Here is a 23,235-nt window from a genome sequence, read left to right as displayed (position 1 = left end):
CGCCGGGCCCCCTGGCTCACGTCCGCTGCTGCGGCTCCCGGCCCGGCAGGTGGTACACGTGGAACGCCTGTCCGATCACCGGCTGGGCGACATTGCGTACGCGGACACCTCCGCTGGTCATGCCGTGCTCGGTGCCGGCGTGGGCGTGGCCGTGCACGGCGAGGTCGGCACCCCCGGTGTCGATGGCCTCCGCGAGCAGATAGCTGCCGAGGAAGGGATAGATCTCCGGCGGCTCCCCGGCCAGCGTGTCCGGTACCGGCGAGAAGTGGGTCAGCGCGATCCGCACGTCGCAGTTCCAGTCGCCCAGGTCCTTCAGGGCGGTGTGCAGGCCGTCGGCGCAGCGGCGGGTGTAGCGGACGAACTCCTTCATGAGCGGTTCGCCGAACTCCCCGGCGCACCGGCCGACGAAGCCGCCGCCGAAGCCCTTGGTGCCGGCCACCCCGATCCGTGCCCCGTCGGAGGTGACGACGGCCGCCTGCCCTTCCAGGACGTGGGCGCCCGCGTCCCGGAGGATCGCGGTGACCTCCTCGGGCCGTTCGTCGTGGTGGTCGTGGTTGCCGAGGACGGCGACGACCGGCACCCCGAGATCCTTGATCTCCCGGGCGACGATCGTGGCCTCCTCCGCCGTGCCGTGCCGGGTGAGGTCGCCGGCGAGCAGCAGGACGTCGGCGCAGTCGGGCAGCGTCTCGAAGGACGGGCGCAGCGTGCCCTGGCTCTCGGGGCCCATGTGGATGTCCCCGACGGCCGCGACGCGGATCATGTCAGGTCCTCCCCGTGGTCGGGCGAGGAGGTCCCCGCGACGAGAAGGTCGCAGTGGACCGGGTGCCCCGCCAGTTCCTCGCGGACCATGCGCAGGATCTCGTCCCGGCACTGGGTGGACGGCACGGTCCCGGTCAGCAGGACCGCGTCACCGTGCGGTTCCAGTCGTACGCCGAGTTCCCCCAGGTGTCCGGAGGCGAGGTGCTCGGCGACGTGGGCGACGCGGTAGTCGAGGTTCGCCGCCGCAGGCGATGTCGGCGGGCTTGCGTCGGTCATGGCTGCCCCTCCTGTGGGTCGATCACGTTCAGCCGTTCGAGGAGGAAGAGGAAGGCGGCCGGCATGGGCTGGTCGCCGCAGCTCGCCCGCACGGTGTCCCAGTCGACCTTCTCGCGGACGGCGCGGGCCACCGGCAGGACCGAGCCGAAGTCGCAGTAGTGCTCCGAGAAGGCACTGATCAGGCTGCGGATCAGATCGGTCGGGGACAGTACGGGCATGAGGACCGAGTCGACCGGCAGCGTGTGGGCCCGGTCGAGCATGTCCTTGGTGACGGGCTGGTGCGCGAGCGCGAAGATGATGTCGACGTTCTGCCCGTGGCAGGTGGTCTTCAGCAGCCAGTCCTCCGGCGGGATCCGTACGGCCAGGCCCGCCTCGCGCAGCGTGGCGGCCACCGCATCGGCGTCCTCGGGCAGGACGCAGAAGTCGGCGTCGTGCTGGAGGTAGCGGCTGCCGCCGTGGGCGTAGACGGCCACGCTCCCCGCCAGGGCGAAGGGGTGGCTCGCGCGCTTGAGGAGGGCGCCGATCTGCTTGGCGGCCTCCAGGATCGCCTGGCTGCGGTCCTGGGGCAGATTCGACGCCTCCGGTGCGGGCGACACCTGTTGGTCGGTTCCGTCCGTGGCGAGGCGCAGCTCGGTGACCTCCGGTCGCCGGGCGGGCGCGGTTTCCTCCCCGTTGTGCGTCATGACCTCTCCATTCGCGGACACCCTGCACCCCGGTCGGCCGAACCGGCCTCGGGGGTCCTTCGGGTACCCGGGGGGCCCGTACCGACACGGCACACCGGAAAACGGTTGGGTGCGGCTCAGTCCTCCACGACGAGCGCCGGCGTTCCCGCGGTGAGGACCTGTCCGCGGAAGAAGGCCGGGCTGTGGCGCCGCATCACCAGCATGATCAGGACGCCGAGGAGCAGCAGTCCGACGCCGATGACGAAGACGGAGCCGACGCCGAGCACGGCGGAACCGCTGCCGTAGGCCGGATTCCACATGTCGGACAGCGTCTTGCCGAACACGGCGGTGAGCAGCAGGCCGCCGAGGACCGGGAAGAGGCCCTCGAAGACGGCGTCGCGGGCGGAGCGGGCGAGGTCGCGGCGCATGTCGCTGCTGAGCGAGCACGTCCTGGTCGACACCATCTACGCCCTCGGTCTGATGATCTGCTTCTACTACGCGCTCACCGCCATTCCGCTTCTTCCCTGTGACCTGCGTCGCATCCCACGGCGCCCTCCCGCGGCGAGTGGCCGCCGCACCGGCCCGGGAGCACGCTGGTAGCCATGAGAGCCGGGCCGAAGGTCGCGGCCACGCGGCAGCCGTGGCAGTCGGCGCACGCCCTGCTGCTTCTCCCGATCACGCTCATCGTGGTCATCACGGTGGTGGACATGCAGACGCCCACCAGCGTCCATCTCGGCCCGGCCCTGGTGATCGCGCCCGCGCTCACACCGTCCGTCGCCGGATCCAGGGCGACGGCGGCCGTCGGAGCACTCGCGCTGGCCGCCCAGGTCCTGATCGGCGCCACCCACGGCGGGCTCGGCACCACGAACCACATCGTGCAGATCATCACCCTCGCGGTGCTCTCGGTGCTCTGCGTCCTCCACAGCGCGCTGCGCGAGCGCCGGCAGGCCCAGCTGGCCCAGGTCCGTAACGTCGCCGAGGCCGCCCAGCACGTGCTGATGTGGCCGCTGCCGGAGCAGATCGGCCCGCTGCGGATCGCCTCCCTCTATCTGGCCGCCGAGGACGAGGCGCAGATCGGCGGCGATCTGTACGCGGCGTCCTTCTGCGACGGCGCCGTACGCGTCCTGATCGGCGACGTCCGCGGCAAGGGACTGCCCGCCATCGGTGAGGCCGCACTGCTGCTCGGCGCCTTCCGGGAGAGCACGCACCGGCATGTCCGGCTGGCGGAGCTGGCCGCCACGCTGGACCAGAGCGTCAGCCGCTACGCGGTCGATCTGGAGAGGCCGGAGGAGGCGGTGAGCGATTCGCCACCGCCCTGCTGGTGGAGATCCCGGACCGTGACCCGGTGACGCGGATGACCAGCTGCGGTCATCCGCCGCCCCTGCTGCTGAGCCCCGGGCATGTCGTCACGATGCCCAGCCTGCACCCGTCACCGCGGCTCGGTGTGAACGCCGGCGGCGAGCACATCCTGGACGTGTTCTCCTTCGAACCCGGCGACACGCTGCTGCTCTACACGGACGGTGTGGTGGAGGCACGGGACGCCCGCGGGCGGTTCTACCCGCTCGCCGAGCGGGTCGCGCGCTGGAGCGAGGACAGCCCCGAGGCGCTGATGCACCACCTGCGGCGTGATCTGCTCACCCACGTCGGCGGCCGGCTGGACGACGACGCCGCGCTGATCGCGCTGCACCGCACGCCGGCCGGCCGGCACCGACACCACGGCCGCGCGATCGGCGGCGGCACCTCCCGGCCCGGCCCCGGCTCCCACGGCTGACCCCTGGCTGCCGGTGCCCGAGACGTTCCTTCGCCCGTGTGTCGGCGTCCCGGCGTTCGACGGGGGCCCGCTTGAAGGTGACGCCTCCGCCGGCACCGCCCGCGCCCCCGCCGGCACTGCGGGCGTGCGCCCAGCCCCGAGTGGGGCGGGGCGGGGCGCACGCCCCGTCCTCCGGGTCAGCCGACCGGCTTGAGGTCGGTGATCTCGAGGGTCTTCAGGTCGGACTGGACGTCGATCCTGCTGACCTGCGCGTTCGGCCCGTCGCTCCAGGTCAGGGTGACCCGGCTGGTGGCGTGGCCCGCACCGGAACCGGTGTAGGTCACCTTCCACTTCACCGGCACGTTCTGTGCGAACAGGATGCCGTCGGCGTGCTCCTTCTCCTCGTAGGCGGCGACCTTCTTCTGGGCGTCGGCGGAGAGGTAGAAGGCCCGCAGCGCCTTGGCGCCGGCGACGGCCGACGGGTCCTCGGTGGCCCAGACGCAGTCGATGTAGGCGCCGTAGAAGTCGGCCACGTGCTGGGTGACGTCGCGCGGGTCGCCCTGGGCGGACGACACGGCGGCGGCGCGGGTGGTGTGGCTCGCGGTGCTCCCCGCGAGGGCGGGCGTCACGGCGGCGAGGCTCAGGCCGGCGGTGAGAGCCACGGCGGTGAGGAGGGTCTTGCGGTTGCGTACGGACATCTGTGTCATTCCCCCGGTTTCTTCGCGACCGGCCCGATCCCGGCCGTCGACGGACCTTAAGACCTCATTTCCCTCGCTCCGGTTCCGCTTCTTCCGTCTTTCTTTCCTCTTCGTTTCCCAGGGATTCCCAGGAGTTGAGGTGCGGAAAGGGTTGCGGCGAATTCCGGACGAGTCACCTCTTCCTTTCGGTCATTCCGGTCGGTCATTCCCGTCGGTCATTCCGGTTCGGGTGGCAGCCGCTCTTCCACCAGCCGGGCGAGGTTGTCGAGGGCCATGCGGGTGCCCAGCTCGTTGTCGGCGCGGGGGACGGCGTCGGGGATGCCCTCGTGCAGGATCTCCACGTCCGTGCCGCCGTCGCTCGCGGTGAGGGTCGTCGTCATGGTCATGGTGCCGCGCAGGGCGTCGTCCTCGGTCTCGAACGCGAACACCTCGACGACGAGGGCGTCGGGCACGAGGCGGGCGAAGTGGCCGTGGTAGCTGTCGGTGTGCGCGCCGGACTTGCCGGTGCCGCCCTCGTCGCCGTAGGTGAGGGAGATCCGGAAGGCCCCGCCCTCACGGGCCTGGAAGGTGTGGACCTGGGCGGTCATGCCGGCCGGGACCCGCCAGGCGGCCAGCGCGTCCGGGTCGAGCAGGGCCCGGTAGACATCCCGCGGGGGCGCCTGCACGCGCCGGGTGACTCGGGTGGCGTACACGGCCCCACGCTACCGGCTCGGAAGGGGGCGGCCCGGCCCGTCGTACGGCATGGACGGGGCCGGGGTCCGGGAGGTGGGTCGGACCCCGGCCCCGGGTCTGTCACGGCTTGCGGGCGACCGCGCCGTACATCGCGATGTCCTCGTCGCGGATGTCCTTCTCGCCGGTGCCGTCGGGGTGCCACTTGTGCACCTGGACGATGCCCGGTTCGGCCAGTTCCAGGCCCGCGAAGAACTCGTGGGCCTCGTCGATGGTGCGCAGCCGCATCGGCATGTTGCGGGCCGCGTACTCGCGGGCCACCCGGCCCACCTCCGCGGGCGCGAACTCGGCGGTGCCGATGGACATGGCCAGGTAGCTGCCCGGGGGCAGCGGTTCCAGCAGGCGGCGTACGACGCCGACCGCGTCGTCCTCGTCCAGCATGAAGTGGACGATGGCGATCACCGTGAGCGCGACCGGCCGGCTCAGGTCCAGGGTCTCGCGCAGCTCGGGGGCGTCCAGAATGGCGGCCGGGTCGCGGAAGTCGGCCTCGATGTAGGCGGTGCGGCCCTCGGGGGCGCTGGCGAGCAGGCCCTGGGAGAGGGTGAGGACGATCGGGTCGTTGTCGACATAGACCACCCGGGAGTCGGGGGCCACGGCCTGGGCGATCTCGTGCAGGTTGGGCGAGGTCGGGATGCCGGTGCCGATGTCCAGGAACTGGCGCATGCCCGCCTCCTCGGCGAGCCAGCGCACGGCGCGGTTCATGAAGTCGCGGTTGGCACGCATGTGGACCGGGAGGGCGGGCCACTCCCGGGACATGGCGTCACCGGCCTCCTTGTCGGCCGGGTAGTAGTCCTTGCCGCCGAGTATGTAGTCGTAGATGCGGGCGGAGTGGGCGTTCTCGGTGTCGATCCGGTCGGCCGGCCATCCGTTGTCGGGCACGCCGTGTCTCCCATTCGGGTCGGGGGGTGTGGGACTCGCGCAACGAGGATTGCTTCCAAGGGAGTTCTCTCACCGCGGGCAGGATCACAACTCCTTGCGGATCGTGCCGAGCAGGGCCTCGGTCTTCCGGGCCGGCGCGGCCTGGGCGCCCACCCGGTCGAGTGCCTCGCGGTACACCACGACGTCGTCGGCCTTGTCGAGGTAGACGGCCCCGACGAGGCCGTTGAGGTAGACGATGTCCGGCAGTTCGGGAGCCCGGAACCGGAAGAGGTGGAAGGCGCCCGCCCGCATCGCGGGATGCGGCCCGTTGGCGAACGGCATCAGCTGCACCGTCACCTGCGGCAGCCGGTTGACCTCGATGAGACGGTCGATCTGCGCACGCATCACCTCGGACCCGCCGACCGGCCAGCGCAGCACGGTCTCGTCCATCACCACCCACAGCCGCGGCGGTGCCTTCCTGGCCAGCAGCTCCTGGCGGCGCATGCGCAGCGCCACCCGGCGTTCGGTGGCCTCGGCGGAGGCGTGCGGATTGGCCGCGCCGAGCAGGGCGCGCGCGTAGTCCTCGGTCTGCAGCAGACCGTGCACGAACTGGTTCTCGTACGCACGGATCTGCGACGCGGCCTGTTCCAGGCTGAGATAGGCGGCGAACCAGTCGGGCATCACATCGCGGTAGGTGTGCCACCAGCCGCGCTTGTTGGCCTCGCGCACGGACTGCAGGAAGGTGTCGATCTCCTGCTGGTCGGTGACGCCGTAGACCCGCAGCAGTTTCTCGGCGTCCGCGAGCCGCAGCCGGGCCACCTTGGCGGCCTCCATGCGGCGGATCGTGGAGTGGCTGACACCGATGGCCGCGCCCGCCTCGGCGTAGCCGAGACCGGCCCGGGTCCGCAGCTCCTCCAGTTGCCGGCCGAGGATCATGCGCAGTACGGAAGGGGCACCGCCCCAGTCGGTCTCCGCGGTCACACCCCACCCCCTCGCCAGGTCTCAGGGCCGGCCCGGCAGGCATCGGAGTTCCCCGCGCCGTGCGATCACCGGCTGGCGGAAGCAGCATGCACGTGGCCACTTGCAAATTTCAACTTGCCGGTTGCGAGTCGTTGTTGGCAGGTGCCAGAGTGGGGGCACTGCTCCGGCCGACCCAAGGAGCGGGCGGCGCGGCCGGGTTGGGGGAGACCGGGCCGCACCACGGCCTCCGAAGAGGCGGTGTGTCGTCTGCTGCGCGAGCGGCCGGCCGGCACCCCCACACGCGAGGCCGGACGAAAGGCGCACGGCGATGGCTCCGCCCTCCCTCCCCCGACCGCTCCACCGACGTCCTGAGGACCGGGGACCGGACCTACCGCCGGTCCCGGTCGGCGTCAGCAGACCACCCGGAGGCGAGCGCCTCGGTCGACTCCCCGGGCCCGACGGCCCCGACCCGCTCGTCTCCGGGACCCCGCTCCCTGGCTCCGCCGCCGCCTTCGACCTGCCGGCCGTCCCGGCGGCCGTGCGCACCGCCCGCAGAGTCGTCGGGGACCTGCTGACCACCTGGGGCGTGCCGCGTGACGTCCGGGACGACGTGGTCCTCGTGACCTCCGAGCTGGTCACGAACGCGCTGGTGCACGCGGGCGGCGAGCGGATCGTCTGCCGGCTCCACGGCACCGCGGAGCGGGTGCGCGTCGAGGTCGAGGACCAGGACGGCGGACCCGCTGTCCCGGCAGCGGGCCGTCCCGGGCCCGACGACCAGCACGGGCGCGGGCTCTTCCTCGTCGAGGCCCTGAGCCGCGACTGGGGTGTGACACCCCTGCCCGGCCGGTCCGCACGCGCCGTCTGGGCGGAGCTGGCCGTCGGCCGCTCCTGACACGCCCGACCACTTCCGACCCCACGGACCGTCCCCCACCCGTCCGGAGGATTGCCATGCACCGCACCGCCCCCCGCCCCGCCCCGGCCGCCGACCCGTCCTGGACCCGCACCCACCCCAAGCCCGAAGCCCGCCAACAGGCCGCCTGACCCCCTGCCCCCACCCCACGGCTCCACCCGTGGCCGTCCGGCGCTCAGAACACCCCGGGACACGAAACGCGGCCCCGACACCCACCGAATCCACCGGCCGGTCCGGGATCGCTCCGCATCCCTGACTCACCCAGGCCCGGACGACGCCCGCCCCCTTCACCGCCCGAACGCATCATCCGCACCCCCTCGACAGCCCCCATCCACCGGCACCGGCTCACCCACGGGCGGACGACGTCCCAAACCCCCGGATACGACACCCGGCCCCGCCACCCCCATTCACCGCCCGTACGGATCACCGGCACCCCTCAAGGGCACGCTCCGCCGACTCACCCGCGGGCGGACGACGTCTCGGACACCCCGCGGATACGACACCCGGACCCGATACCCGCTAGATTCACCGCCGGTGCGGATCGTCCGCATCCGTCGACGGCTCGCATCCCCTGGGGACTCCGGGTCCGCCGTGCCGGCCGTTCCGTCGGGGGTCGAGGGAATCATGGTCTGGTCGCTCATCCGCCGGGTCCGCGCCGCGCCCGGCCTGCCGGTGCCCGGGCGGTGTGCGCCGGGCCGGCACGTCCTGGCCACGGAACGGCTGCTGCTGTTCACGCCGCGGCACCGCCTGGACGTGGCGGCGGCGCTCGCCGCGTGCGCGGACGCCGAGGCGCAGCGGTGGCTCGGCACCCAGGCGGACCAGGTCGTGCCCGACCCCGGTACCCGAAGGGCCCTGTTGCGGTGGCGGCCCGCCGGCGACGACGGCCGCCGCGTACCCCGGCTGCTGGCCGAGCCGTTCGTGCCCGGACCCGACGACCCGATGTTCCTGGTCTGCGTGCGCAGGTCAGACCTCAGTTATGCCGGCGCCCTCGAGCTGGATCACCGTTCCGGCGAGATGGGCGGCTGGTTGGCGCCGGGCTGCCGCGGCCAGGGCCTGGGTGCGGAGCTGTTCCAAGCGGGTCTCACGCTCGCGCACACCCACGCCGGGCTGGCCACCGTCCGGGCGGGCGCCGAGCCCGGGAACACCGCGAGCCGGCGGGCCCTGGCCCACGCGGGCCTCGTCCCGGACCGGGGACCGCGCCGGCACACCCTGCCCGACGGCCGGGTGGTCGACGCGGTCTGGCACCGGCACGACACCACTGCGGCGTCCCGCTGCCGCTGATCCCGCGCGGGGCGTCGGTCACACGGTCCTGGCGAGGCGGTCGGCGAGCAGCTTGGCGAAACGGGCCGGGTCAGCCAGGTCGCCCCCTTCCGCGAGCAGGGCGGTGCCGTACAGCAGCTCGGCGGTCTCGGTCAGCTCCGGGTCCGCGGCGCGCTGCTCGTACGCGGACTTCAGCCCGCTGACGAGCGGGTGCTCGGGGTTCAGCTCGAGGATGCGCTTCACCGGTGGGAGTTCCTGGCCCATCGCCCGGTACATCTTCTCCAGCGTCGGCGTGAGGGCGTCGGCATCACTGACCAGGCACGCCGGCGAGCTGGTCAGACGGGTCGTCAGCCGTACGTCCTTCACGTCGTCGAGCGTCTCGTTGAGCCACGTCAGCAAGGGCGCGTACGCACCGGACCGCTCCTGTGACAGCTCCTGTTCGGACGGCAGGTCCACGGCGCCTCGCGCGACGGACTGGAACTCCCGGCCGTCGTACTCCCGCACCGCCTCGACCCAGATCTCGTCCACCGGGTCGGTGAGCAGCAGGACCTCGTACTCCTTGGCCCTGAAGGCTTCCAGGTGCGGGGAGTTGTGGCAGTCGGCGCACGCCCTGCTGCTTCTCCCGATCACGCTCATCGTGGTCATCACGGTGGTGGACATGCAGACGCCCACCAGCGTCCATCTCGGCCCGGCCCTGGTGATCGCGCCCGCGCTCACACCGTCCGTCGCCGGATCCAGGGCGACGGCGGCCGTCGGAGCACTCGCGCTGGCCGCCCAGGTCCTGATCGGCGCCACCCACGGCGGGCTCGGCACCACGAACCACATCGTGCAGATCATCACCCTCGCGGTGCTCTCGGTGCTCTGCGTCCTCCACAGCGCGCTGCGCGAGCGCCGGCAGGCCCAGCTGGCCCAGGTCCGTAACGTCGCCGAGGCCGCCCAGCACGTGCTGATGTGGCCGCTGCCGGAGCAGATCGGCCCGCTGCGGATCGCCTCCCTCTATCTGGCCGCCGAGGACGAGGCGCAGATCGGCGGCGATCTGTACGCGGCGTCCTTCTGCGACGGCGCCGTACGCGTCCTGATCGGCGACGTCCGCGGCAAGGGACTGCCCGCCATCGGTGAGGCCGCACTGCTGCTCGGCGCCTTCCGGGAGAGCACGCACCGGCATGTCCGGCTGGCGGAGCTGGCCGCCACGCTGGACCAGAGCGTCAGCCGCTACGCGGTCGATCTGGAGAGGCCGGAGGAGGCGGTGAGCGATTCGCCACCGCCCTGCTGGTGGAGATCCCGGACCGTGACCCGGTGACGCGGATGACCAGCTGCGGTCATCCGCCGCCCCTGCTGCTGAGCCCCGGGCATGTCGTCACGATGCCCAGCCTGCACCCGTCACCGCGGCTCGGTGTGAACGCCGGCGGCGAGCACATCCTGGACGTGTTCTCCTTCGAACCCGGCGACACGCTGCTGCTCTACACGGACGGTGTGGTGGAGGCACGGGACGCCCGCGGGCGGTTCTACCCGCTCGCCGAGCGGGTCGCGCGCTGGAGCGAGGACAGCCCCGAGGCGCTGATGCACCACCTGCGGCGTGATCTGCTCACCCACGTCGGCGGCCGGCTGGACGACGACGCCGCGCTGATCGCGCTGCACCGCACGCCGGCCGGCCGGCACCGACACCACGGCCGCGCGATCGGCGGCGGCACCTCCCGGCCCGGCCCCGGCTCCCACGGCTGACCCCTGGCTGCCGGTGCCCGAGACGTTCCTTCGCCCGTGTGTCGGCGTCCCGGCGTTCGACGGGGGCCCGCTTGAAGGTGACGCCTCCGCCGGCACCGCCCGCGCCCCCGCCGGCACTGCGGGCGTGCGCCCAGCCCCGAGTGGGGCGGGGCGGGGCGCACGCCCCGTCCTCCGGGTCAGCCGACCGGCTTGAGGTCGGTGATCTCGAGGGTCTTCAGGTCGGACTGGACGTCGATCCTGCTGACCTGCGCGTTCGGCCCGTCGCTCCAGGTCAGGGTGACCCGGCTGGTGGCGTGGCCCGCACCGGAACCGGTGTAGGTCACCTTCCACTTCACCGGCACGTTCTGTGCGAACAGGATGCCGTCGGCGTGCTCCTTCTCCTCGTAGGCGGCGACCTTCTTCTGGGCGTCGGCGGAGAGGTAGAAGGCCCGCAGCGCCTTGGCGCCGGCGACGGCCGACGGGTCCTCGGTGGCCCAGACGCAGTCGATGTAGGCGCCGTAGAAGTCGGCCACGTGCTGGGTGACGTCGCGCGGGTCGCCCTGGGCGGACGACACGGCGGCGGCGCGGGTGGTGTGGCTCGCGGTGCTCCCCGCGAGGGCGGGCGTCACGGCGGCGAGGCTCAGGCCGGCGGTGAGAGCCACGGCGGTGAGGAGGGTCTTGCGGTTGCGTACGGACATCTGTGTCATTCCCCCGGTTTCTTCGCGACCGGCCCGATCCCGGCCGTCGACGGACCTTAAGACCTCATTTCCCTCGCTCCGGTTCCGCTTCTTCCGTCTTTCTTTCCTCTTCGTTTCCCAGGGATTCCCAGGAGTTGAGGTGCGGAAAGGGTTGCGGCGAATTCCGGACGAGTCACCTCTTCCTTTCGGTCATTCCGGTCGGTCATTCCCGTCGGTCATTCCGGTTCGGGTGGCAGCCGCTCTTCCACCAGCCGGGCGAGGTTGTCGAGGGCCATGCGGGTGCCCAGCTCGTTGTCGGCGCGGGGGACGGCGTCGGGGATGCCCTCGTGCAGGATCTCCACGTCCGTGCCGCCGTCGCTCGCGGTGAGGGTCGTCGTCATGGTCATGGTGCCGCGCAGGGCGTCGTCCTCGGTCTCGAACGCGAACACCTCGACGACGAGGGCGTCGGGCACGAGGCGGGCGAAGTGGCCGTGGTAGCTGTCGGTGTGCGCGCCGGACTTGCCGGTGCCGCCCTCGTCGCCGTAGGTGAGGGAGATCCGGAAGGCCCCGCCCTCACGGGCCTGGAAGGTGTGGACCTGGGCGGTCATGCCGGCCGGGACCCGCCAGGCGGCCAGCGCGTCCGGGTCGAGCAGGGCCCGGTAGACATCCCGCGGGGGCGCCTGCACGCGCCGGGTGACTCGGGTGGCGTACACGGCCCCACGCTACCGGCTCGGAAGGGGGCGGCCCGGCCCGTCGTACGGCATGGACGGGGCCGGGGTCCGGGAGGTGGGTCGGACCCCGGCCCCGGGTCTGTCACGGCTTGCGGGCGACCGCGCCGTACATCGCGATGTCCTCGTCGCGGATGTCCTTCTCGCCGGTGCCGTCGGGGTGCCACTTGTGCACCTGGACGATGCCCGGTTCGGCCAGTTCCAGGCCCGCGAAGAACTCGTGGGCCTCGTCGATGGTGCGCAGCCGCATCGGCATGTTGCGGGCCGCGTACTCGCGGGCCACCCGGCCCACCTCCGCGGGCGCGAACTCGGCGGTGCCGATGGACATGGCCAGGTAGCTGCCCGGGGGCAGCGGTTCCAGCAGGCGGCGTACGACGCCGACCGCGTCGTCCTCGTCCAGCATGAAGTGGACGATGGCGATCACCGTGAGCGCGACCGGCCGGCTCAGGTCCAGGGTCTCGCGCAGCTCGGGGGCGTCCAGAATGGCGGCCGGGTCGCGGAAGTCGGCCTCGATGTAGGCGGTGCGGCCCTCGGGGGCGCTGGCGAGCAGGCCCTGGGAGAGGGTGAGGACGATCGGGTCGTTGTCGACATAGACCACCCGGGAGTCGGGGGCCACGGCCTGGGCGATCTCGTGCAGGTTGGGCGAGGTCGGGATGCCGGTGCCGATGTCCAGGAACTGGCGCATGCCCGCCTCCTCGGCGAGCCAGCGCACGGCGCGGTTCATGAAGTCGCGGTTGGCACGCATGTGGACCGGGAGGGCGGGCCACTCCCGGGACATGGCGTCACCGGCCTCCTTGTCGGCCGGGTAGTAGTCCTTGCCGCCGAGTATGTAGTCGTAGATGCGGGCGGAGTGGGCGTTCTCGGTGTCGATCCGGTCGGCCGGCCATCCGTTGTCGGGCACGCCGTGTCTCCCATTCGGGTCGGGGGGTGTGGGACTCGCGCAACGAGGATTGCTTCCAAGGGAGTTCTCTCACCGCGGGCAGGATCACAACTCCTTGCGGATCGTGCCGAGCAGGGCCTCGGTCTTCCGGGCCGGCGCGGCCTGGGCGCCCACCCGGTCGAGTGCCTCGCGGTACACCACGACGTCGTCGGCCTTGTCGAGGTAGACGGCCCCGACGAGGCCGTTGAGGTAGACGATGTCCGGCAGTTCGGGAGCCCGGAACCGGAAGAGGTGGAAGGCGCCCGCCCGCATCGCGGGATGCGGCCCGTTGGCGAACGGCATCAGCTGCACCGTCACCTGCGGCAGCCGGTTGACCTCGATGAGACGGTCGATCTGCGCACGCATCACCTCGGACCCGCCGACCGGCCAGCGCAGCACGGTCTCGTCCATCACCACCCACAGCCGCGGCGGTGCCTTCCTGGCCAGCAGCTCCTGGCGGCGCATGCGCAGCGCCACCCGGCGTTCGGTGGCCTCGGCGGAGGCGTGCGGATTGGCCGCGCCGAGCAGGGCGCGCGCGTAGTCCTCGGTCTGCAGCAGACCGTGCACGAACTGGTTCTCGTACGCACGGATCTGCGACGCGGCCTGTTCCAGGCTGAGATAGGCGGCGAACCAGTCGGGCATCACATCGCGGTAGGTGTGCCACCAGCCGCGCTTGTTGGCCTCGCGCACGGACTGCAGGAAGGTGTCGATCTCCTGCTGGTCGGTGACGCCGTAGACCCGCAGCAGTTTCTCGGCGTCCGCGAGCCGCAGCCGGGCCACCTTGGCGGCCTCCATGCGGCGGATCGTGGAGTGGCTGACACCGATGGCCGCGCCCGCCTCGGCGTAGCCGAGACCGGCCCGGGTCCGCAGCTCCTCCAGTTGCCGGCCGAGGATCATGCGCAGTACGGAAGGGGCACCGCCCCAGTCGGTCTCCGCGGTCACACCCCACCCCCTCGCCAGGTCTCAGGGCCGGCCCGGCAGGCATCGGAGTTCCCCGCGCCGTGCGATCACCGGCTGGCGGAAGCAGCATGCACGTGGCCACTTGCAAATTTCAACTTGCCGGTTGCGAGTCGTTGTTGGCAGGTGCCAGAGTGGGGGCACTGCTCCGGCCGACCCAAGGAGCGGGCGGCGCGGCCGGGTTGGGGGAGACCGGGCCGCACCACGGCCTCCGAAGAGGCGGTGTGTCGTCTGCTGCGCGAGCGGCCGGCCGGCACCCCCACACGCGAGGCCGGACGAAAGGCGCACGGCGATGGCTCCGCCCTCCCTCCCCCGACCGCTCCACCGACGTCCTGAGGACCGGGGACCGGACCTACCGCCGGTCCCGGTCGGCGTCAGCAGACCACCCGGAGGCGAGCGCCTCGGTCGACTCCCCGGGCCCGACGGCCCCGACCCGCTCGTCTCCGGGACCCCGCTCCCTGGCTCCGCCGCCGCCTTCGACCTGCCGGCCGTCCCGGCGGCCGTGCGCACCGCCCGCAGAGTCGTCGGGGACCTGCTGACCACCTGGGGCGTGCCGCGTGACGTCCGGGACGACGTGGTCCTCGTGACCTCCGAGCTGGTCACGAACGCGCTGGTGCACGCGGGCGGCGAGCGGATCGTCTGCCGGCTCCACGGCACCGCGGAGCGGGTGCGCGTCGAGGTCGAGGACCAGGACGGCGGACCCGCTGTCCCGGCAGCGGGCCGTCCCGGGCCCGACGACCAGCACGGGCGCGGGCTCTTCCTCGTCGAGGCCCTGAGCCGCGACTGGGGTGTGACACCCCTGCCCGGCCGGTCCGCACGCGCCGTCTGGGCGGAGCTGGCCGTCGGCCGCTCCTGACACGCCCGACCACTTCCGACCCCACGGACCGTCCCCCACCCGTCCGGAGGATTGCCATGCACCGCACCGCCCCCCGCCCCGCCCCGGCCGCCGACCCGTCCTGGACCCGCACCCACCCCAAGCCCGAAGCCCGCCAACAGGCCGCCTGACCCCCTGCCCCCACCCCACGGCTCCACCCGTGGCCGTCCGGCGCTCAGAACACCCCGGGACACGAAACGCGGCCCCGACACCCACCGAATCCACCGGCCGGTCCGGGATCGCTCCGCATCCCTGACTCACCCAGGCCCGGACGACGCCCGCCCCCTTCACCGCCCGAACGCATCATCCGCACCCCCTCGACAGCCCCCATCCACCGGCACCGGCTCACCCACGGGCGGACGACGTCCCAAACCCCCGGATACGACACCCGGCCCCGCCACCCCCATTCACCGCCCGTACGGATCACCGGCACCCCTCAAGGGCACGCTCCGCCGACTCACCCGCGGGCGGACGACGTCTCGGACACCCCGCGGATACGACACCCGGACCCGATACCCGCTAGATTCACCGCCGGTGCGGATCGTCCGCATCCGTCGACGGCTCGCATCCCCTGGGGACTCCGGGTCCGCCGTGCCGGCCGTTCCGTCGGGGGTCGAGGGAATCATGGTCTGGTCGCTCATCCGCCGGGTCCGCGCCGCGCCCGGCCTGCCGGTGCCCGGGCGGTGTGCGCCGGGCCGGCACGTCCTGGCCACGGAACGGCTGCTGCTGTTCACGCCGCGGCACCGCCTGGACGTGGCGGCGGCGCTCGCCGCGTGCGCGGACGCCGAGGCGCAGCGGTGGCTCGGCACCCAGGCGGACCAGGTCGTGCCCGACCCCGGTACCCGAAGGGCCCTGTTGCGGTGGCGGCCCGCCGGCGACGACGGCCGCCGCGTACCCCGGCTGCTGGCCGAGCCGTTCGTGCCCGGACCCGACGACCCGATGTTCCTGGTCTGCGTGCGCAGGTCAGACCTCAGTTATGCCGGCGCCCTCGAGCTGGATCACCGTTCCGGCGAGATGGGCGGCTGGTTGGCGCCGGGCTGCCGCGGCCAGGGCCTGGGTGCGGAGCTGTTCCAAGCGGGTCTCACGCTCGCGCACACCCACGCCGGGCTGGCCACCGTCCGGGCGGGCGCCGAGCCCGGGAACACCGCGAGCCGGCGGGCCCTGGCCCACGCGGGCCTCGTCCCGGACCGGGGACCGCGCCGGCACACCCTGCCCGACGGCCGGGTGGTCGACGCGGTCTGGCACCGGCACGACACCACTGCGGCGTCCCGCTGCCGCTGATCCCGCGCGGGGCGTCGGTCACACGGTCCTGGCGAGGCGGTCGGCGAGCAGCTTGGCGAAACGGGCCGGGTCAGCCAGGTCGCCCCCTTCCGCGAGCAGGGCGGTGCCGTACAGCAGCTCGGCGGTCTCGGTCAGCTCCGGGTCCGCGGCGCGCTGCTCGTACGCGGACTTCAGCCCGCTGACGAGCGGGTGCTCGGGGTTCAGCTCGAGGATGCGCTTCACCGGTGGGAGTTCCTGGCCCATCGCCCGGTACATCTTCTCCAGCGTCGGCGTGAGGGCGTCGGCATCACTGACCAGGCACGCCGGCGAGCTGGTCAGACGGGTCGTCAGCCGTACGTCCTTCACGTCGTCGAGCGTCTCGTTGAGCCACGTCAGCAAGGGCGCGTACGCACCGGACCGCTCCTGTGACAGCTCCTGTTCGGACGGCAGGTCCACGGCGCCTCGCGCGACGGACTGGAACTCCCGGCCGTCGTACTCCCGCACCGCCTCGACCCAGATCTCGTCCACCGGGTCGGTGAGCAGCAGGACCTCGTACTCCTTGGCCCTGAAGGCTTCCAGGTGCGGGGAGTTCTCGACCTGCGCGCGGCTTTCGCCGGTCATGAAGTAGATCTTGTCCTGGCCGTCCTTCATCCGGGCGACGTAGTCGGTCAGGGTGGTGGGATCCTCGCCCGCGGTGGAGGCGAACGACGCGACGTCGAGGATCGCCTTGTGGTCCTCGTTCGCGTCGAGCAGGCCCTCCTTGATGGCGGCGCCGAACTCCCGCCAGAAGGTGCGGTACTTCTCGGCGTCGCTGCGCATGAGGTCCTTGATGGTCGACAGGACCTTCTTCGCCAGGCGGCGGCGGATCAGCTGGATGTGCCGGTCCTGCTGGAGGATCTCGCGGGAGATGTTCAGGGACAGGTCGGCGGCGTCCACGACTCCCTTGACGAAGCGGAGGTGGCTCGGCAGGAGCTCGCGGCTGTCGTCCATGATGAACACGCGCTTGACGTACAGCTGGATGCCATGGCGGGCGTCACGCTGGAAGAGGTCGTGCGGGGCACGCGAGGGGATGAAGAGCAGGGCCTCGTACTCGAAGGTGCCCTCCGCCCTCATCTGGATGACCTCGAGCGGATCCGACCAGTCACGGCTGATGTGCCGGTAGAACTCCCGGTACTCCTCGTCCTTGACCTCCGACCGCGGCCGGGCCCAGAGCGCCTTCATCGAGTTGAGGGTGTCGTCCCCCATCCGGATGGGGAACGAGATGAAGTCCGAGTACCGCTTGACGATCTCCCGGATCTTCCACTCGTCGGCGTAGTCGTACAGTGCGTCCTCCGCGTCCGCCGGACGCAGGTGGACGGTCACCGCCGTGCCCTCCGGCACGCCCTCGACGGTCTCGATCGTGTACGTGCCGTCACCGTCCGACTCCCAGCGCACACCGGTCTCCTCGCCGGCCTTGCGGGTGAGCAGGGTGACCTTGTCGGCGACCATGAAGACGGAGTAGAAACCGACGCCGAACTGGCCGATCAGCTCGGCCGATTCCTTGCTCTCCTGAAGCCGGCGCAGGGTCTCGGCCGTACCGGATCGGGCGATGGTGCCGATGAGCCCCACCACGTCGTCGCGCGACATGCCGATGCCGTTGTCCCGCACGGTCAGCGTGCGGGCCTCCTTGTCCGCCTCGATCTCGATGTGCAGGTCGTCGGCCTTCAGACCGGCGTCCTTCAGTCCGGCGAGGCGCCGTTTGTCCAGGGCGTCAGAGGCGTTGGAGATGAGTTCACGCAGGAAGATGTCCTTGTTCGAGTAGATCGAATGGACCATCAGCTGCAGCAGCTGCCGCGCCTCGGCCTGGAACTCCAGCGTCTCCGTGCTCATTGCTTCCCTTCTGGCCATATACGGATGTGAGCGCTTCCCTGGAAATTTGGCACATCGGGAACCGCCCACACAAGCCGTGCCGGGCGCTGGTGGGGTCCGCGTGGTGGAGGTGGTGCCAGGACTCCCCGCAGGACAGCGGGGCCGGCCGCCACACGTTGCCCGAGCCTCGATGCCGGATGACACCGGCCCGTCGGCAACCCGTCAAGGCCGGTCGGCCGGGGCAGGTCCTCTCCGCCAGGGGCTGTGTCGCCTGCGCGTACCGCTGTAGGTCCAGGCCTGTGCGAGGCGTCTCCAGGTCCTCCAGCGGCCGGCCCGCGCCCCTGGTTCCCCGGGTCATCGGCCCGTCGCTGATCTCCGGCGACCCGCGTGGGCGGCAGGCGCTCCGGACGTGTGCCGCGACGTCCGCCCACGGGATCTGCCTCTACGTCGTTCGCACCCTCCACCTGCCCCGGAGAGCTGTAGCTTCTCCGACCTGGTGTACCGCAACCCGCGGGAGGAGACGGCGCAGCGCTTGGTCTCCCTCGGCAGGAGTGCCGCGGTGGGCCGGGGCGCGCCGCGCCGGACCCGGCTCGGGCTCAGTCCCCGGCTCGTACGTGGGTGAGCAACGCTTCGGCTGCGGCACGGAGTTGCTCCGCCGCCGTGCGGCAGCCCGCGGCCTGCCGCTCCAGGAGGGGACGGCTCCACTCGGGTGCCGCCGGGCAGCCGCTCAGCGTGGCCGCGGTGCGGAGCAGCCGGCGGGCGTAGCCGTCCATGAGGTCGGCGTCGGCGCGCAAGCCGTCGACATGCGCGAGGAGTTCGTCGGCCGCGGCCGCGGTCGCTCGGGGGGACTCGGTCACCATGGTGGCTCCCAATCGGGCGGGCGGGTGCGGTACTTCAGCGCGGCAGGACGGCACCGGCGCTGCGATGGACCATGAGCTGGGGGCTGGCCAGGACGAACAGGGGCCGGACCGCGTCGATGCGCAGCCGGCGCAGCTGCCCGGCGAGGGGTTCGGCCGCCGGGGTGTCCAGCCGCAGCCGGACCCCGGTGCCGGGATGCAGCCGCAGTCGGCCGTGGGCCCGGACCAGGGTGCGTACGGTGCTCTCGCCGCGCCGGCCGTACAGGATCCAGTCGGCCTCGGGGCAGCGGACGCCCGGTCCGAGGCGGCCCTCGACGACGAGGCCCAAGGCTCGGGAGCGGGCGGCGATCTGACGGTCCGCCAGGTCCGCCTCGGCGGTCATCCGCATCGCGGGCTGGCCCCAGATCTCCTGGGCGACCACCCGGGCCTCCTCGCTGGTGACGGCGAGGGAGACGACGTACCGGCCGGTGCGGCGCAGGTCGACGCGGCGCAGCAGGTCGGTGACGGCGTCGTACGGCCGTGGCCGCCACAGGTCGTCGACGAGCACGGACAGGGCTATCTCGGTGTAGGGGCCGATCGTGGTGCAGCGGTGCTCGTACAGCGACAGCACCGCGAGCGCCCGCCGGCCCAGCCGGCTCGGTGTCATCCCGGTGACGTCGGGCAGCAGGCCCCGGGCGGCGTCCGCGTCGACGGGGTAGCACAGGTGGGCGGCGGAGGAGTCGTAGTAGCGCACCGGTACGTCGACCGGGCCCGCCGTGGTGGGCACGGACATGGTGGGCAGGGCGAGGAAGGGGTAGCCCTCGGGCGGGGTGGCGCGGTTCTTGAGCCGGTAGGCCTGGGTGCGCACGACGGGGCCCCGGTAGGGGGTGAGTGCCTCGTCGACGGCCTCGCGGGCCTCGGGGACGACCGTGCGCAGGTGCTCGATGTACTCGTGGACCATGTGGCACAGCGGGAACTCGTGGGAGGGCCCGGTGTATTGGACCTCGTACCGGTTGGGGTGCGGGTCGAACGCGGAACCCGCGCCGCGGCCGTCCAGGACGGCCACGATGTCGTGCTGGTTGGTGATGCCGGCGACCCAGGTGCGGGGGTCGGCAGGCTTGTTGTTGTCGGCCGGGGAGCCGACGGCGACGACGTGCGTGACCCGGTAGGCGCGGCAGAACTCCTCGTCCTGGGCGAGGTTCAGCACCGCGATCCCGCCCTCGCCGTGCCCGATCAGCGCGAGGTCGGCGCCGCGCGGGATGCCGTGGTCCGCCAGGGCGAGCAGGATCGCGCGGGTGTAGGGCGAGTCGGTCATGAACAGGTTGCGCCAGGCGCCGACGAAGTCCTGCGGGAAGTCGTTGCGGGGGCGGCCCGGCGCCATGCCGGGTGCCTGGACGACATAGCGGACGACGCCGTCGGGGCCGCGCACGTTCTGCACGAGGATCCGCCCGCCGCTGGAGAGCATCTCGATGTTGCGCAGGAATCCGAGGAAGGAGCCCTCGGTGGCGGTGACCTGCTTCTCCTGGTCGGTGAGATCGACGGCCACGGCGGCGCCCTCGCCCTTGTCCCGGCCCGCGAGGTGGCCGGTGCCGATGCCGTGCGGCGGGTCGGCGGGCGGTTCCCGGCCGACGGCGAGCGCCCAGCCGGTCTCGTCGTTCCGCGGATCCTCGTCCAACAGGGCCCGGACGGTGAGGAGTTCGGTCATCAGCGGTGCCAGCCCGGACAGGGCGCGCTGGGCTCCCCGGTCCCGGAACAGCGCGCGCAGGGCCCGTACGGCTTCCGGGTCCTTGTCGGCGGTGACGGCCTTCATCAGCCGGCGCATGCCGGGGTCGCGCTCGAACTCGGGGTGGTCGACGAGGACGGCGGCGATCCTGATCCGCAGGGCGGTGACGGCCACCAGTGCGGCCAGGCTCTCCCGGCCGAGCACCTCACCGGCGGCGCCCAGGACATGGCCCATGCCCCGCGGCGCCGTGATACCCGGGCCGCCGAGGCCCTGCTTGTTCGTGAGGGCCCGCAGCAGCGCCCACTGGGCGGCGAGGCCGGTCCGGGGCCGGCGACGCGCGGAGGCGGTCAGGGGCGGTGCGAACAGCGCGGTGCGCGCGCGCTCGGACACCGCGCGGATGCCCTCGGCGACGTCCACCACGTCCCGTGCGCACCGGCGCAGCTGTTCCCTGGTGTCCTGACCGTCCGGCGTGGGCCGTCCGGGCGCGTGGCCGTCCGCTCGCATCCGACGCTCCCTCGGCTAGACGACGTACGACGGCATACCGCCACACCGGCGGGACGCCGTCCCCGTCCCATGGTCGGCCAGGGCAACCAGGCCCGCACCTCCATCCCTCCGGGTCGGGGATCCCCACCGGTCCAGCGCCTGCCGCCGAGCCTGGACACCGGAGACACATGGCTCCCGCATGATCGCCCGCACGTGACAGGGTTCTCCTGCCGGTGGTTTGCCGGGCGCGGGTGGGCGGGCGGCATCGGGGGGACCTGCCCTGCCCCCAGGAGGTCGTCGAGCGCTTCCCAGCCCGGCCGGTCGGGCGGCTCCCCTGCCTCCGTGGTGGGCCATTCGGTGGACACGACGTGATGCGCATACGCGTCCACGGCGGTACGCGGCCGCTCGGCCTGCACGGTCGGCGGCCCGGCGGTCGGCAGCCCCGCGGGCGGCAGCCCCGCGGGCGGCAGCCCCGCGGGCGGCAGGCTGATCCGGTGGGCCGCGCTCGCCTCCCCCCGCACGTGGCCCTCGCCCGAATGGGTCTCCCAGCCGGACAGAGCATTCGGTGGGCGGCGGTGCGGTCCACGCCGGTGGCCGGAGGCAGCCTACGAAGAGCACTCCGGTGGCCGCGCCCCGCGCCGCCGGTCCTCATGCGTCGGTCATCAGCCCTGCCGCGACCGTGGCGCCGAGTTCCCAGCAGGCCTGTGTGCCGGGCTTGCCGGGGTCACCGGTGACGGTGACCGGCTCGGCGGCGCGACGCCAGCCGAGGCCGGTGGTGACGGCCTCGATGGCGCGGACGGCGCCGGTGACGTCGTTGCCGCCGTGGACGTAGTAACCGAAGGGGCGGCCTCGGGTCTCGTCCAGGCAGGGGTAGTAGATCTGGTCGAAGAAGTGCTTCAGCGCGCCGGACATGTAGCCGAGGTTCGCCGGGGTGCCGAGCAGGTAGCCGTCGGCTACGAGGACGTCGGAGGCGGTGGCGGACAGGGCCGCGCGCCGGACGACGCGGACGCCCTCGATCTCCGGTGTCGTGGCGCCGGACACGACGGCCTCGAACAGGGTCTGGCAATGGGGGGACGGGGTGTGATGGACGATCAGCAAGGTAGGCACGTCCGGCACCCTGCCGTGCGCCTGCCCTCGCTCGCAAACGACGGGTACGACGGGGCGTCACCGGCACCGGCCCTGGGTAGGACGATGCCCGGCAGCCTGCACGCGGTGACGGGAGGAGACGTGGTGGCCGAGGACGATCGCCGGGCACCGGCCGCTGTGGTGTTCGACGCGCTGGGGCTCGCCTACGAGAAGGCGTTCGCCGCGTCCGAGCCGCACCGGGCGTCGCTGCGGTGGCTGCTGGGGCGGCTGGCACCGGGCAGCAGGGTGCTGGACGTGGGCAGCGGGACGGGACGGCCGACCGCGCAGACCCTCACCGAGGCCGGGCACCGGGTGCTGGGCGTCGATGTCTCTCCGGTCATGGTGGAGCTGGCCGGCCGGCAGGTGCCCGGCGCCGATTTCCGGCTCGCCGACATCCGTGAACTGCCGCTGGCAGAAGCGTCGTTCGACGCCGTGTGCGGGTACTTCTCGCTGTTGCAGATGTCCCGCGCCGAGCAGGCCGGCGTCGTGGCGAAGCTGGCGCGTGCGGTGCGGCCGGGCGGGCTGGTCGCGCTGGCCACCGTGCCCCTCGACGTGGAGGACGTCGAGGGGGTGTTCATGGGGCAGCCGGTGCGGGTGACGAGCTTCGCCGCGGGGGCGTTCACGGAGCTGGTGACCGGGGCGGGGCTGTCGGTGCTGGCCGCGGATCATGCCGTGTTCGCACCGGCCCATCCCGACGCCGTGCCCGAGCCGCACCTGTTCCTGCACTGCCGGCGCGACGCGGGGTGAGGCCGGTCAGGGCTGGAGGGGCAAGGACCGGCAGGTGGAGCCGGCGGTCCTGCCCGCGAGCCGGTCGGTGAGCCAGCCGATGGCCTCGCCCTGGTCGGTGAGCAGCGGCGCGAAGTGGTTCAGCAGCGCTCGGCCCAGCTGCGGTACGACGACCGGCACATAGGTGACCTGGGCGCCCTTGCGACACCAGTCGACGGCCAGTCGGCGGGCCTGTGCGTGCGGGACGAGGTCGTCGTTGATCCCGGTCGCCACGCGTACCGGGCTCGCCGGCTTGGCCGTGCCGATGCGCTGACGGTCGAGAAAGTCCCGCAGGGCGGGTTCGGCCCTGACGACGTCGCTGATGGCGGAGCCGTCGGTCGTCCAGGCCGTGCTGTGCGCGGAGTTGTAGGAGAGGATCGCATCGCCGACGCACATCCTGGACAGGTCGGCCAGTGCCGCCTTGCCCGCCGGGTTCAGATGCCGGTCGGCGATCGGCTTCAGCGCCGGGTCGGACTG

27 protein-coding genes and 1 pseudogene are annotated in these 23,235 nt (G+C 72.6%); 10 read left to right on the top strand and 18 right to left on the bottom strand.

The annotated features are described in order from the left end of the window. Window positions 1-16 precede the first annotated feature (16 nt). From ACGFRF_RS40875 to ACGFRF_RS40860, 4 genes and pseudogenes are all read right to left on the bottom strand, one after another. Window positions 17-760: a metallophosphoesterase gene (locus ACGFRF_RS40875; RefSeq protein ID WP_393749093.1), complete on the bottom strand. Its 744-nt coding sequence runs from the start codon at window positions 758-760 to the stop codon at window positions 17-19. After that, complete coding sequence (locus ACGFRF_RS40870) at window positions 757-1,035, bottom strand: BON domain-containing protein (RefSeq protein ID WP_393749091.1); 279 nt, start codon at window positions 1,033-1,035, stop codon at window positions 757-759. The genes ACGFRF_RS40875 and ACGFRF_RS40870 overlap by 4 nt, the downstream gene beginning before the upstream one ends. After that, complete coding sequence (locus ACGFRF_RS40865) at window positions 1,032-1,718, bottom strand: hypothetical protein (RefSeq protein ID WP_393749089.1); 687 nt, start codon at window positions 1,716-1,718, stop codon at window positions 1,032-1,034. The genes ACGFRF_RS40870 and ACGFRF_RS40865 overlap by 4 nt, the downstream gene beginning before the upstream one ends. Before the next feature lie 116 nt (window positions 1,719-1,834). After that, window positions 1,835-2,122 (bottom strand): annotated as a pseudogene (locus tag ACGFRF_RS40860) (amino acid transporter); the annotation flags it as partial. A gap of 1 nt (window position 2,123) precedes the next feature. Between ACGFRF_RS40860 and ACGFRF_RS40855 the strand changes: the two are divergent. The 3 genes from ACGFRF_RS40855 to ACGFRF_RS40845 are packed head-to-tail and all read left to right on the top strand — an operon-like array spanning window position 2,124 to window position 3,468. Then, window positions 2,124-2,297, top strand: a complete 174-nt coding sequence (locus ACGFRF_RS40855; protein WP_393749112.1) for a hypothetical protein — start codon at window positions 2,124-2,126, stop codon at window positions 2,295-2,297. A gap of 2 nt (window positions 2,298-2,299) precedes the next feature. Then, on the top strand, window positions 2,300-3,046 hold the full coding sequence (locus ACGFRF_RS40850) for a PP2C family protein-serine/threonine phosphatase (protein WP_393749087.1): 747 nt from the start codon (window positions 2,300-2,302) through the stop codon (window positions 3,044-3,046). Window positions 3,047-3,051: 5 nt separating this feature from the next. Then, window positions 3,052-3,468 (top strand): PP2C family protein-serine/threonine phosphatase, encoded by a 417-nt coding sequence (locus ACGFRF_RS40845; RefSeq protein WP_393749106.1) that lies wholly within the window; start codon window positions 3,052-3,054, stop codon window positions 3,466-3,468. Between the two features lie 176 nt (window positions 3,469-3,644). Here ACGFRF_RS40845 and ACGFRF_RS40840 read toward each other — a convergent pair whose 3' ends face one another. The 4 genes from ACGFRF_RS40840 to ACGFRF_RS40825 form a co-directional block, all read right to left on the bottom strand. Next, window positions 3,645-4,145 (bottom strand): hypothetical protein, encoded by a 501-nt coding sequence (locus ACGFRF_RS40840; protein WP_393749081.1) that lies wholly within the window; start codon window positions 4,143-4,145, stop codon window positions 3,645-3,647. Window positions 4,146-4,360: 215 nt separating this feature from the next. Then, the gene (locus ACGFRF_RS40835) at window positions 4,361-4,837 is read right to left on the bottom strand and encodes an SRPBCC domain-containing protein (protein WP_393749079.1); all 477 of its coding nucleotides are present in this window, start codon (window positions 4,835-4,837) and stop codon (window positions 4,361-4,363) included. 100 nt (window positions 4,838-4,937) lie between these two features. Then, on the bottom strand, window positions 4,938-5,753 hold the full coding sequence (locus ACGFRF_RS40830) for an SAM-dependent methyltransferase (RefSeq protein WP_393749077.1): 816 nt from the start codon (window positions 5,751-5,753) through the stop codon (window positions 4,938-4,940). Between the two features lie 84 nt (window positions 5,754-5,837). Beyond that, entirely contained in the window at window positions 5,838-6,713 is an 876-nt protein-coding gene (locus tag ACGFRF_RS40825) for a helix-turn-helix domain-containing protein (RefSeq protein ID WP_393749075.1), read from the bottom strand. Between the two features lie 307 nt (window positions 6,714-7,020). Between ACGFRF_RS40825 and ACGFRF_RS40820 the strand changes: the two genes are divergently transcribed. Together ACGFRF_RS40820 and ACGFRF_RS40815 are read left to right on the top strand one after the other, a co-directional pair. Continuing rightward, the gene (locus ACGFRF_RS40820) at window positions 7,021-7,584 is read left to right on the top strand and encodes an ATP-binding protein (protein ID WP_393749073.1); all 564 of its coding nucleotides are present in this window, start codon (window positions 7,021-7,023) and stop codon (window positions 7,582-7,584) included. A 642-nt stretch (window positions 7,585-8,226) separates the two neighbouring features. Further along, window positions 8,227-8,883 (top strand): GNAT family N-acetyltransferase, encoded by a 657-nt coding sequence (locus ACGFRF_RS40815; RefSeq protein ID WP_393749071.1) that lies wholly within the window; start codon window positions 8,227-8,229, stop codon window positions 8,881-8,883. Between the two features lie 18 nt (window positions 8,884-8,901). Here ACGFRF_RS40815 and ACGFRF_RS40810 read toward each other — a convergent pair whose 3' ends face one another. After that, window positions 8,902-9,522 carry a hypothetical protein gene (locus tag ACGFRF_RS40810; protein WP_393749085.1) on the bottom strand — a complete coding sequence of 207 codons (621 nt, stop codon included), beginning with the start codon at window positions 9,520-9,522 and terminating at the stop codon, window positions 8,902-8,904. On the opposite strand from ACGFRF_RS40810, the gene ACGFRF_RS40805 reads away from it, so the two are divergent. Then, window positions 9,521-10,162 (top strand): SpoIIE family protein phosphatase, encoded by a 642-nt coding sequence (locus ACGFRF_RS40805; protein WP_393749083.1) that lies wholly within the window; start codon window positions 9,521-9,523, stop codon window positions 10,160-10,162. The genes ACGFRF_RS40810 and ACGFRF_RS40805 overlap by 2 nt on opposite strands. Before the next feature lie 5 nt (window positions 10,163-10,167). Further along, window positions 10,168-10,584: a PP2C family protein-serine/threonine phosphatase gene (locus ACGFRF_RS40800; protein ID WP_393749106.1), complete on the top strand. Its 417-nt coding sequence runs from the start codon at window positions 10,168-10,170 to the stop codon at window positions 10,582-10,584. A gap of 176 nt (window positions 10,585-10,760) precedes the next feature. Here ACGFRF_RS40800 and ACGFRF_RS40795 read toward each other — a convergent pair whose 3' ends face one another. From ACGFRF_RS40795 to ACGFRF_RS40780, 4 genes are all read right to left on the bottom strand, one after another. Beyond that, window positions 10,761-11,261: a hypothetical protein gene (locus tag ACGFRF_RS40795; protein WP_393749081.1), complete on the bottom strand. Its 501-nt coding sequence runs from the start codon at window positions 11,259-11,261 to the stop codon at window positions 10,761-10,763. A 215-nt stretch (window positions 11,262-11,476) separates the two neighbouring features. Continuing rightward, on the bottom strand, window positions 11,477-11,953 hold the full coding sequence (locus tag ACGFRF_RS40790) for an SRPBCC domain-containing protein (protein ID WP_393749079.1): 477 nt from the start codon (window positions 11,951-11,953) through the stop codon (window positions 11,477-11,479). A gap of 100 nt (window positions 11,954-12,053) precedes the next feature. Then, complete coding sequence (locus ACGFRF_RS40785) at window positions 12,054-12,869, bottom strand: SAM-dependent methyltransferase (protein WP_393749077.1); 816 nt, start codon at window positions 12,867-12,869, stop codon at window positions 12,054-12,056. An 84-nt stretch (window positions 12,870-12,953) separates the two neighbouring features. After that, the gene (locus tag ACGFRF_RS40780; protein ID WP_393749075.1) at window positions 12,954-13,829 is read right to left on the bottom strand and encodes a helix-turn-helix domain-containing protein; all 876 of its coding nucleotides are present in this window, start codon (window positions 13,827-13,829) and stop codon (window positions 12,954-12,956) included. A gap of 307 nt (window positions 13,830-14,136) precedes the next feature. Here ACGFRF_RS40780 and ACGFRF_RS40775 point away from each other — a divergent pair, with 307 nt between their 5' ends. Both ACGFRF_RS40775 and ACGFRF_RS40770 read left to right on the top strand, forming a co-directional pair. Further along, entirely contained in the window at window positions 14,137-14,700 is a 564-nt protein-coding gene (locus ACGFRF_RS40775) for an ATP-binding protein (RefSeq protein WP_393749073.1), read from the top strand. Window positions 14,701-15,342: 642 nt separating this feature from the next. After that, window positions 15,343-15,999: a GNAT family N-acetyltransferase gene (locus tag ACGFRF_RS40770; RefSeq protein ID WP_393749071.1), complete on the top strand. Its 657-nt coding sequence runs from the start codon at window positions 15,343-15,345 to the stop codon at window positions 15,997-15,999. Window positions 16,000-16,017: 18 nt separating this feature from the next. On the opposite strand, the gene htpG is transcribed toward ACGFRF_RS40770, so the two are convergent. The 4 genes from htpG to ACGFRF_RS40750 all read right to left on the bottom strand — a co-directional run bounded on the left by htpG (window position 16,018) and on the right by ACGFRF_RS40750 (window position 21,975). Beyond that, entirely contained in the window at window positions 16,018-17,847 is a 1,830-nt protein-coding gene (htpG, locus tag ACGFRF_RS40765) for a molecular chaperone HtpG (RefSeq protein ID WP_393749069.1), read from the bottom strand. 575 nt (window positions 17,848-18,422) lie between these two features. Further along, window positions 18,423-18,686, bottom strand: coding sequence for a hypothetical protein (locus ACGFRF_RS40760; RefSeq protein WP_393749067.1), 264 nt, complete (start codon window positions 18,684-18,686; stop codon window positions 18,423-18,425). Window positions 18,687-18,720: 34 nt separating this feature from the next. Further along, window positions 18,721-20,889 (bottom strand): acetoacetate decarboxylase family protein, encoded by a 2,169-nt coding sequence (locus tag ACGFRF_RS40755; RefSeq protein WP_393749065.1) that lies wholly within the window; start codon window positions 20,887-20,889, stop codon window positions 18,721-18,723. Window positions 20,890-21,516: 627 nt separating this feature from the next. After that, window positions 21,517-21,975 carry a flavodoxin family protein gene (locus ACGFRF_RS40750; RefSeq protein WP_393749063.1) on the bottom strand — a complete coding sequence of 153 codons (459 nt, stop codon included), beginning with the start codon at window positions 21,973-21,975 and terminating at the stop codon, window positions 21,517-21,519. Between the two features lie 84 nt (window positions 21,976-22,059). On the opposite strand from ACGFRF_RS40750, the gene ACGFRF_RS40745 reads away from it, so the two are divergent. Further along, complete coding sequence (locus tag ACGFRF_RS40745) at window positions 22,060-22,740, top strand: class I SAM-dependent methyltransferase (protein WP_393749061.1); 681 nt, start codon at window positions 22,060-22,062, stop codon at window positions 22,738-22,740. Window positions 22,741-22,746: 6 nt separating this feature from the next. Here ACGFRF_RS40745 and ACGFRF_RS40740 read toward each other — a convergent pair. Next, a partial coding sequence (locus ACGFRF_RS40740) for a lipase family protein (RefSeq protein ID WP_393749059.1) occupies window positions 22,747-23,235 on the bottom strand: 489 nt, incomplete at its 5' end.

The sequence above is a fragment of the Streptomyces sp. NPDC048521 genome (assembly GCF_043199855.1).
Lineage (GTDB): Bacteria > Actinomycetota > Actinomycetes > Streptomycetales > Streptomycetaceae > Streptomyces.
The sequence above is the reverse complement of the archived record's forward strand: the minus strand, read 5'-3'. Positions and strand labels throughout refer to the sequence as shown.

Bases quoted from the DNA above. Each gene is read 5' to 3' on its own strand.
- ACGFRF_RS40875 (WP_393749093.1), bottom strand. From the start codon at position 760: ATGATCCGCGTCGCGGCCGTCGGGGACATCCACATGGGCCCCGAGAGC.
- ACGFRF_RS40870 (WP_393749091.1), bottom strand. From the start codon at position 1,035: ATGACCGACGCAAGCCCGCCGACATCGCCTGCGGCGGCGAACCTCGAC.
- ACGFRF_RS40865 (WP_393749089.1), bottom strand. From the start codon at position 1,718: ATGACGCACAACGGGGAGGAAACCGCGCCCGCCCGGCGACCGGAGGTC.
- ACGFRF_RS40855 (WP_393749112.1), top strand. From the start codon at position 2,124: ATGTCGCTGCTGAGCGAGCACGTCCTGGTCGACACCATCTACGCCCTC.
- ACGFRF_RS40850 (WP_393749087.1), top strand. From the start codon at position 2,300: ATGAGAGCCGGGCCGAAGGTCGCGGCCACGCGGCAGCCGTGGCAGTCG.
- ACGFRF_RS40845 (WP_393749106.1), top strand. From the start codon at position 3,052: ATGACCAGCTGCGGTCATCCGCCGCCCCTGCTGCTGAGCCCCGGGCAT.
- ACGFRF_RS40840 (WP_393749081.1), bottom strand. From the start codon at position 4,145: ATGTCCGTACGCAACCGCAAGACCCTCCTCACCGCCGTGGCTCTCACC.
- ACGFRF_RS40820 (WP_393749073.1), top strand. From the start codon at position 7,021: ATGGCTCCGCCCTCCCTCCCCCGACCGCTCCACCGACGTCCTGAGGAC.
- ACGFRF_RS40815 (WP_393749071.1), top strand. From the start codon at position 8,227: ATGGTCTGGTCGCTCATCCGCCGGGTCCGCGCCGCGCCCGGCCTGCCG.
- ACGFRF_RS40805 (WP_393749083.1), top strand. From the start codon at position 9,521: ATGCAGACGCCCACCAGCGTCCATCTCGGCCCGGCCCTGGTGATCGCG.
- ACGFRF_RS40810 (WP_393749085.1), bottom strand. From the start codon at position 9,522: ATGTCCACCACCGTGATGACCACGATGAGCGTGATCGGGAGAAGCAGC.
- ACGFRF_RS40800 (WP_393749106.1), top strand. From the start codon at position 10,168: ATGACCAGCTGCGGTCATCCGCCGCCCCTGCTGCTGAGCCCCGGGCAT.
- ACGFRF_RS40795 (WP_393749081.1), bottom strand. From the start codon at position 11,261: ATGTCCGTACGCAACCGCAAGACCCTCCTCACCGCCGTGGCTCTCACC.
- ACGFRF_RS40775 (WP_393749073.1), top strand. From the start codon at position 14,137: ATGGCTCCGCCCTCCCTCCCCCGACCGCTCCACCGACGTCCTGAGGAC.
- ACGFRF_RS40770 (WP_393749071.1), top strand. From the start codon at position 15,343: ATGGTCTGGTCGCTCATCCGCCGGGTCCGCGCCGCGCCCGGCCTGCCG.
- htpG (WP_393749069.1), bottom strand. From the start codon at position 17,847: ATGAGCACGGAGACGCTGGAGTTCCAGGCCGAGGCGCGGCAGCTGCTG.
- ACGFRF_RS40760 (WP_393749067.1), bottom strand. From the start codon at position 18,686: ATGGTGACCGAGTCCCCCCGAGCGACCGCGGCCGCGGCCGACGAACTC.
- ACGFRF_RS40755 (WP_393749065.1), bottom strand. From the start codon at position 20,889: ATGCGAGCGGACGGCCACGCGCCCGGACGGCCCACGCCGGACGGTCAG.
- ACGFRF_RS40745 (WP_393749061.1), top strand. From the start codon at position 22,060: ATGCCCGGCAGCCTGCACGCGGTGACGGGAGGAGACGTGGTGGCCGAG.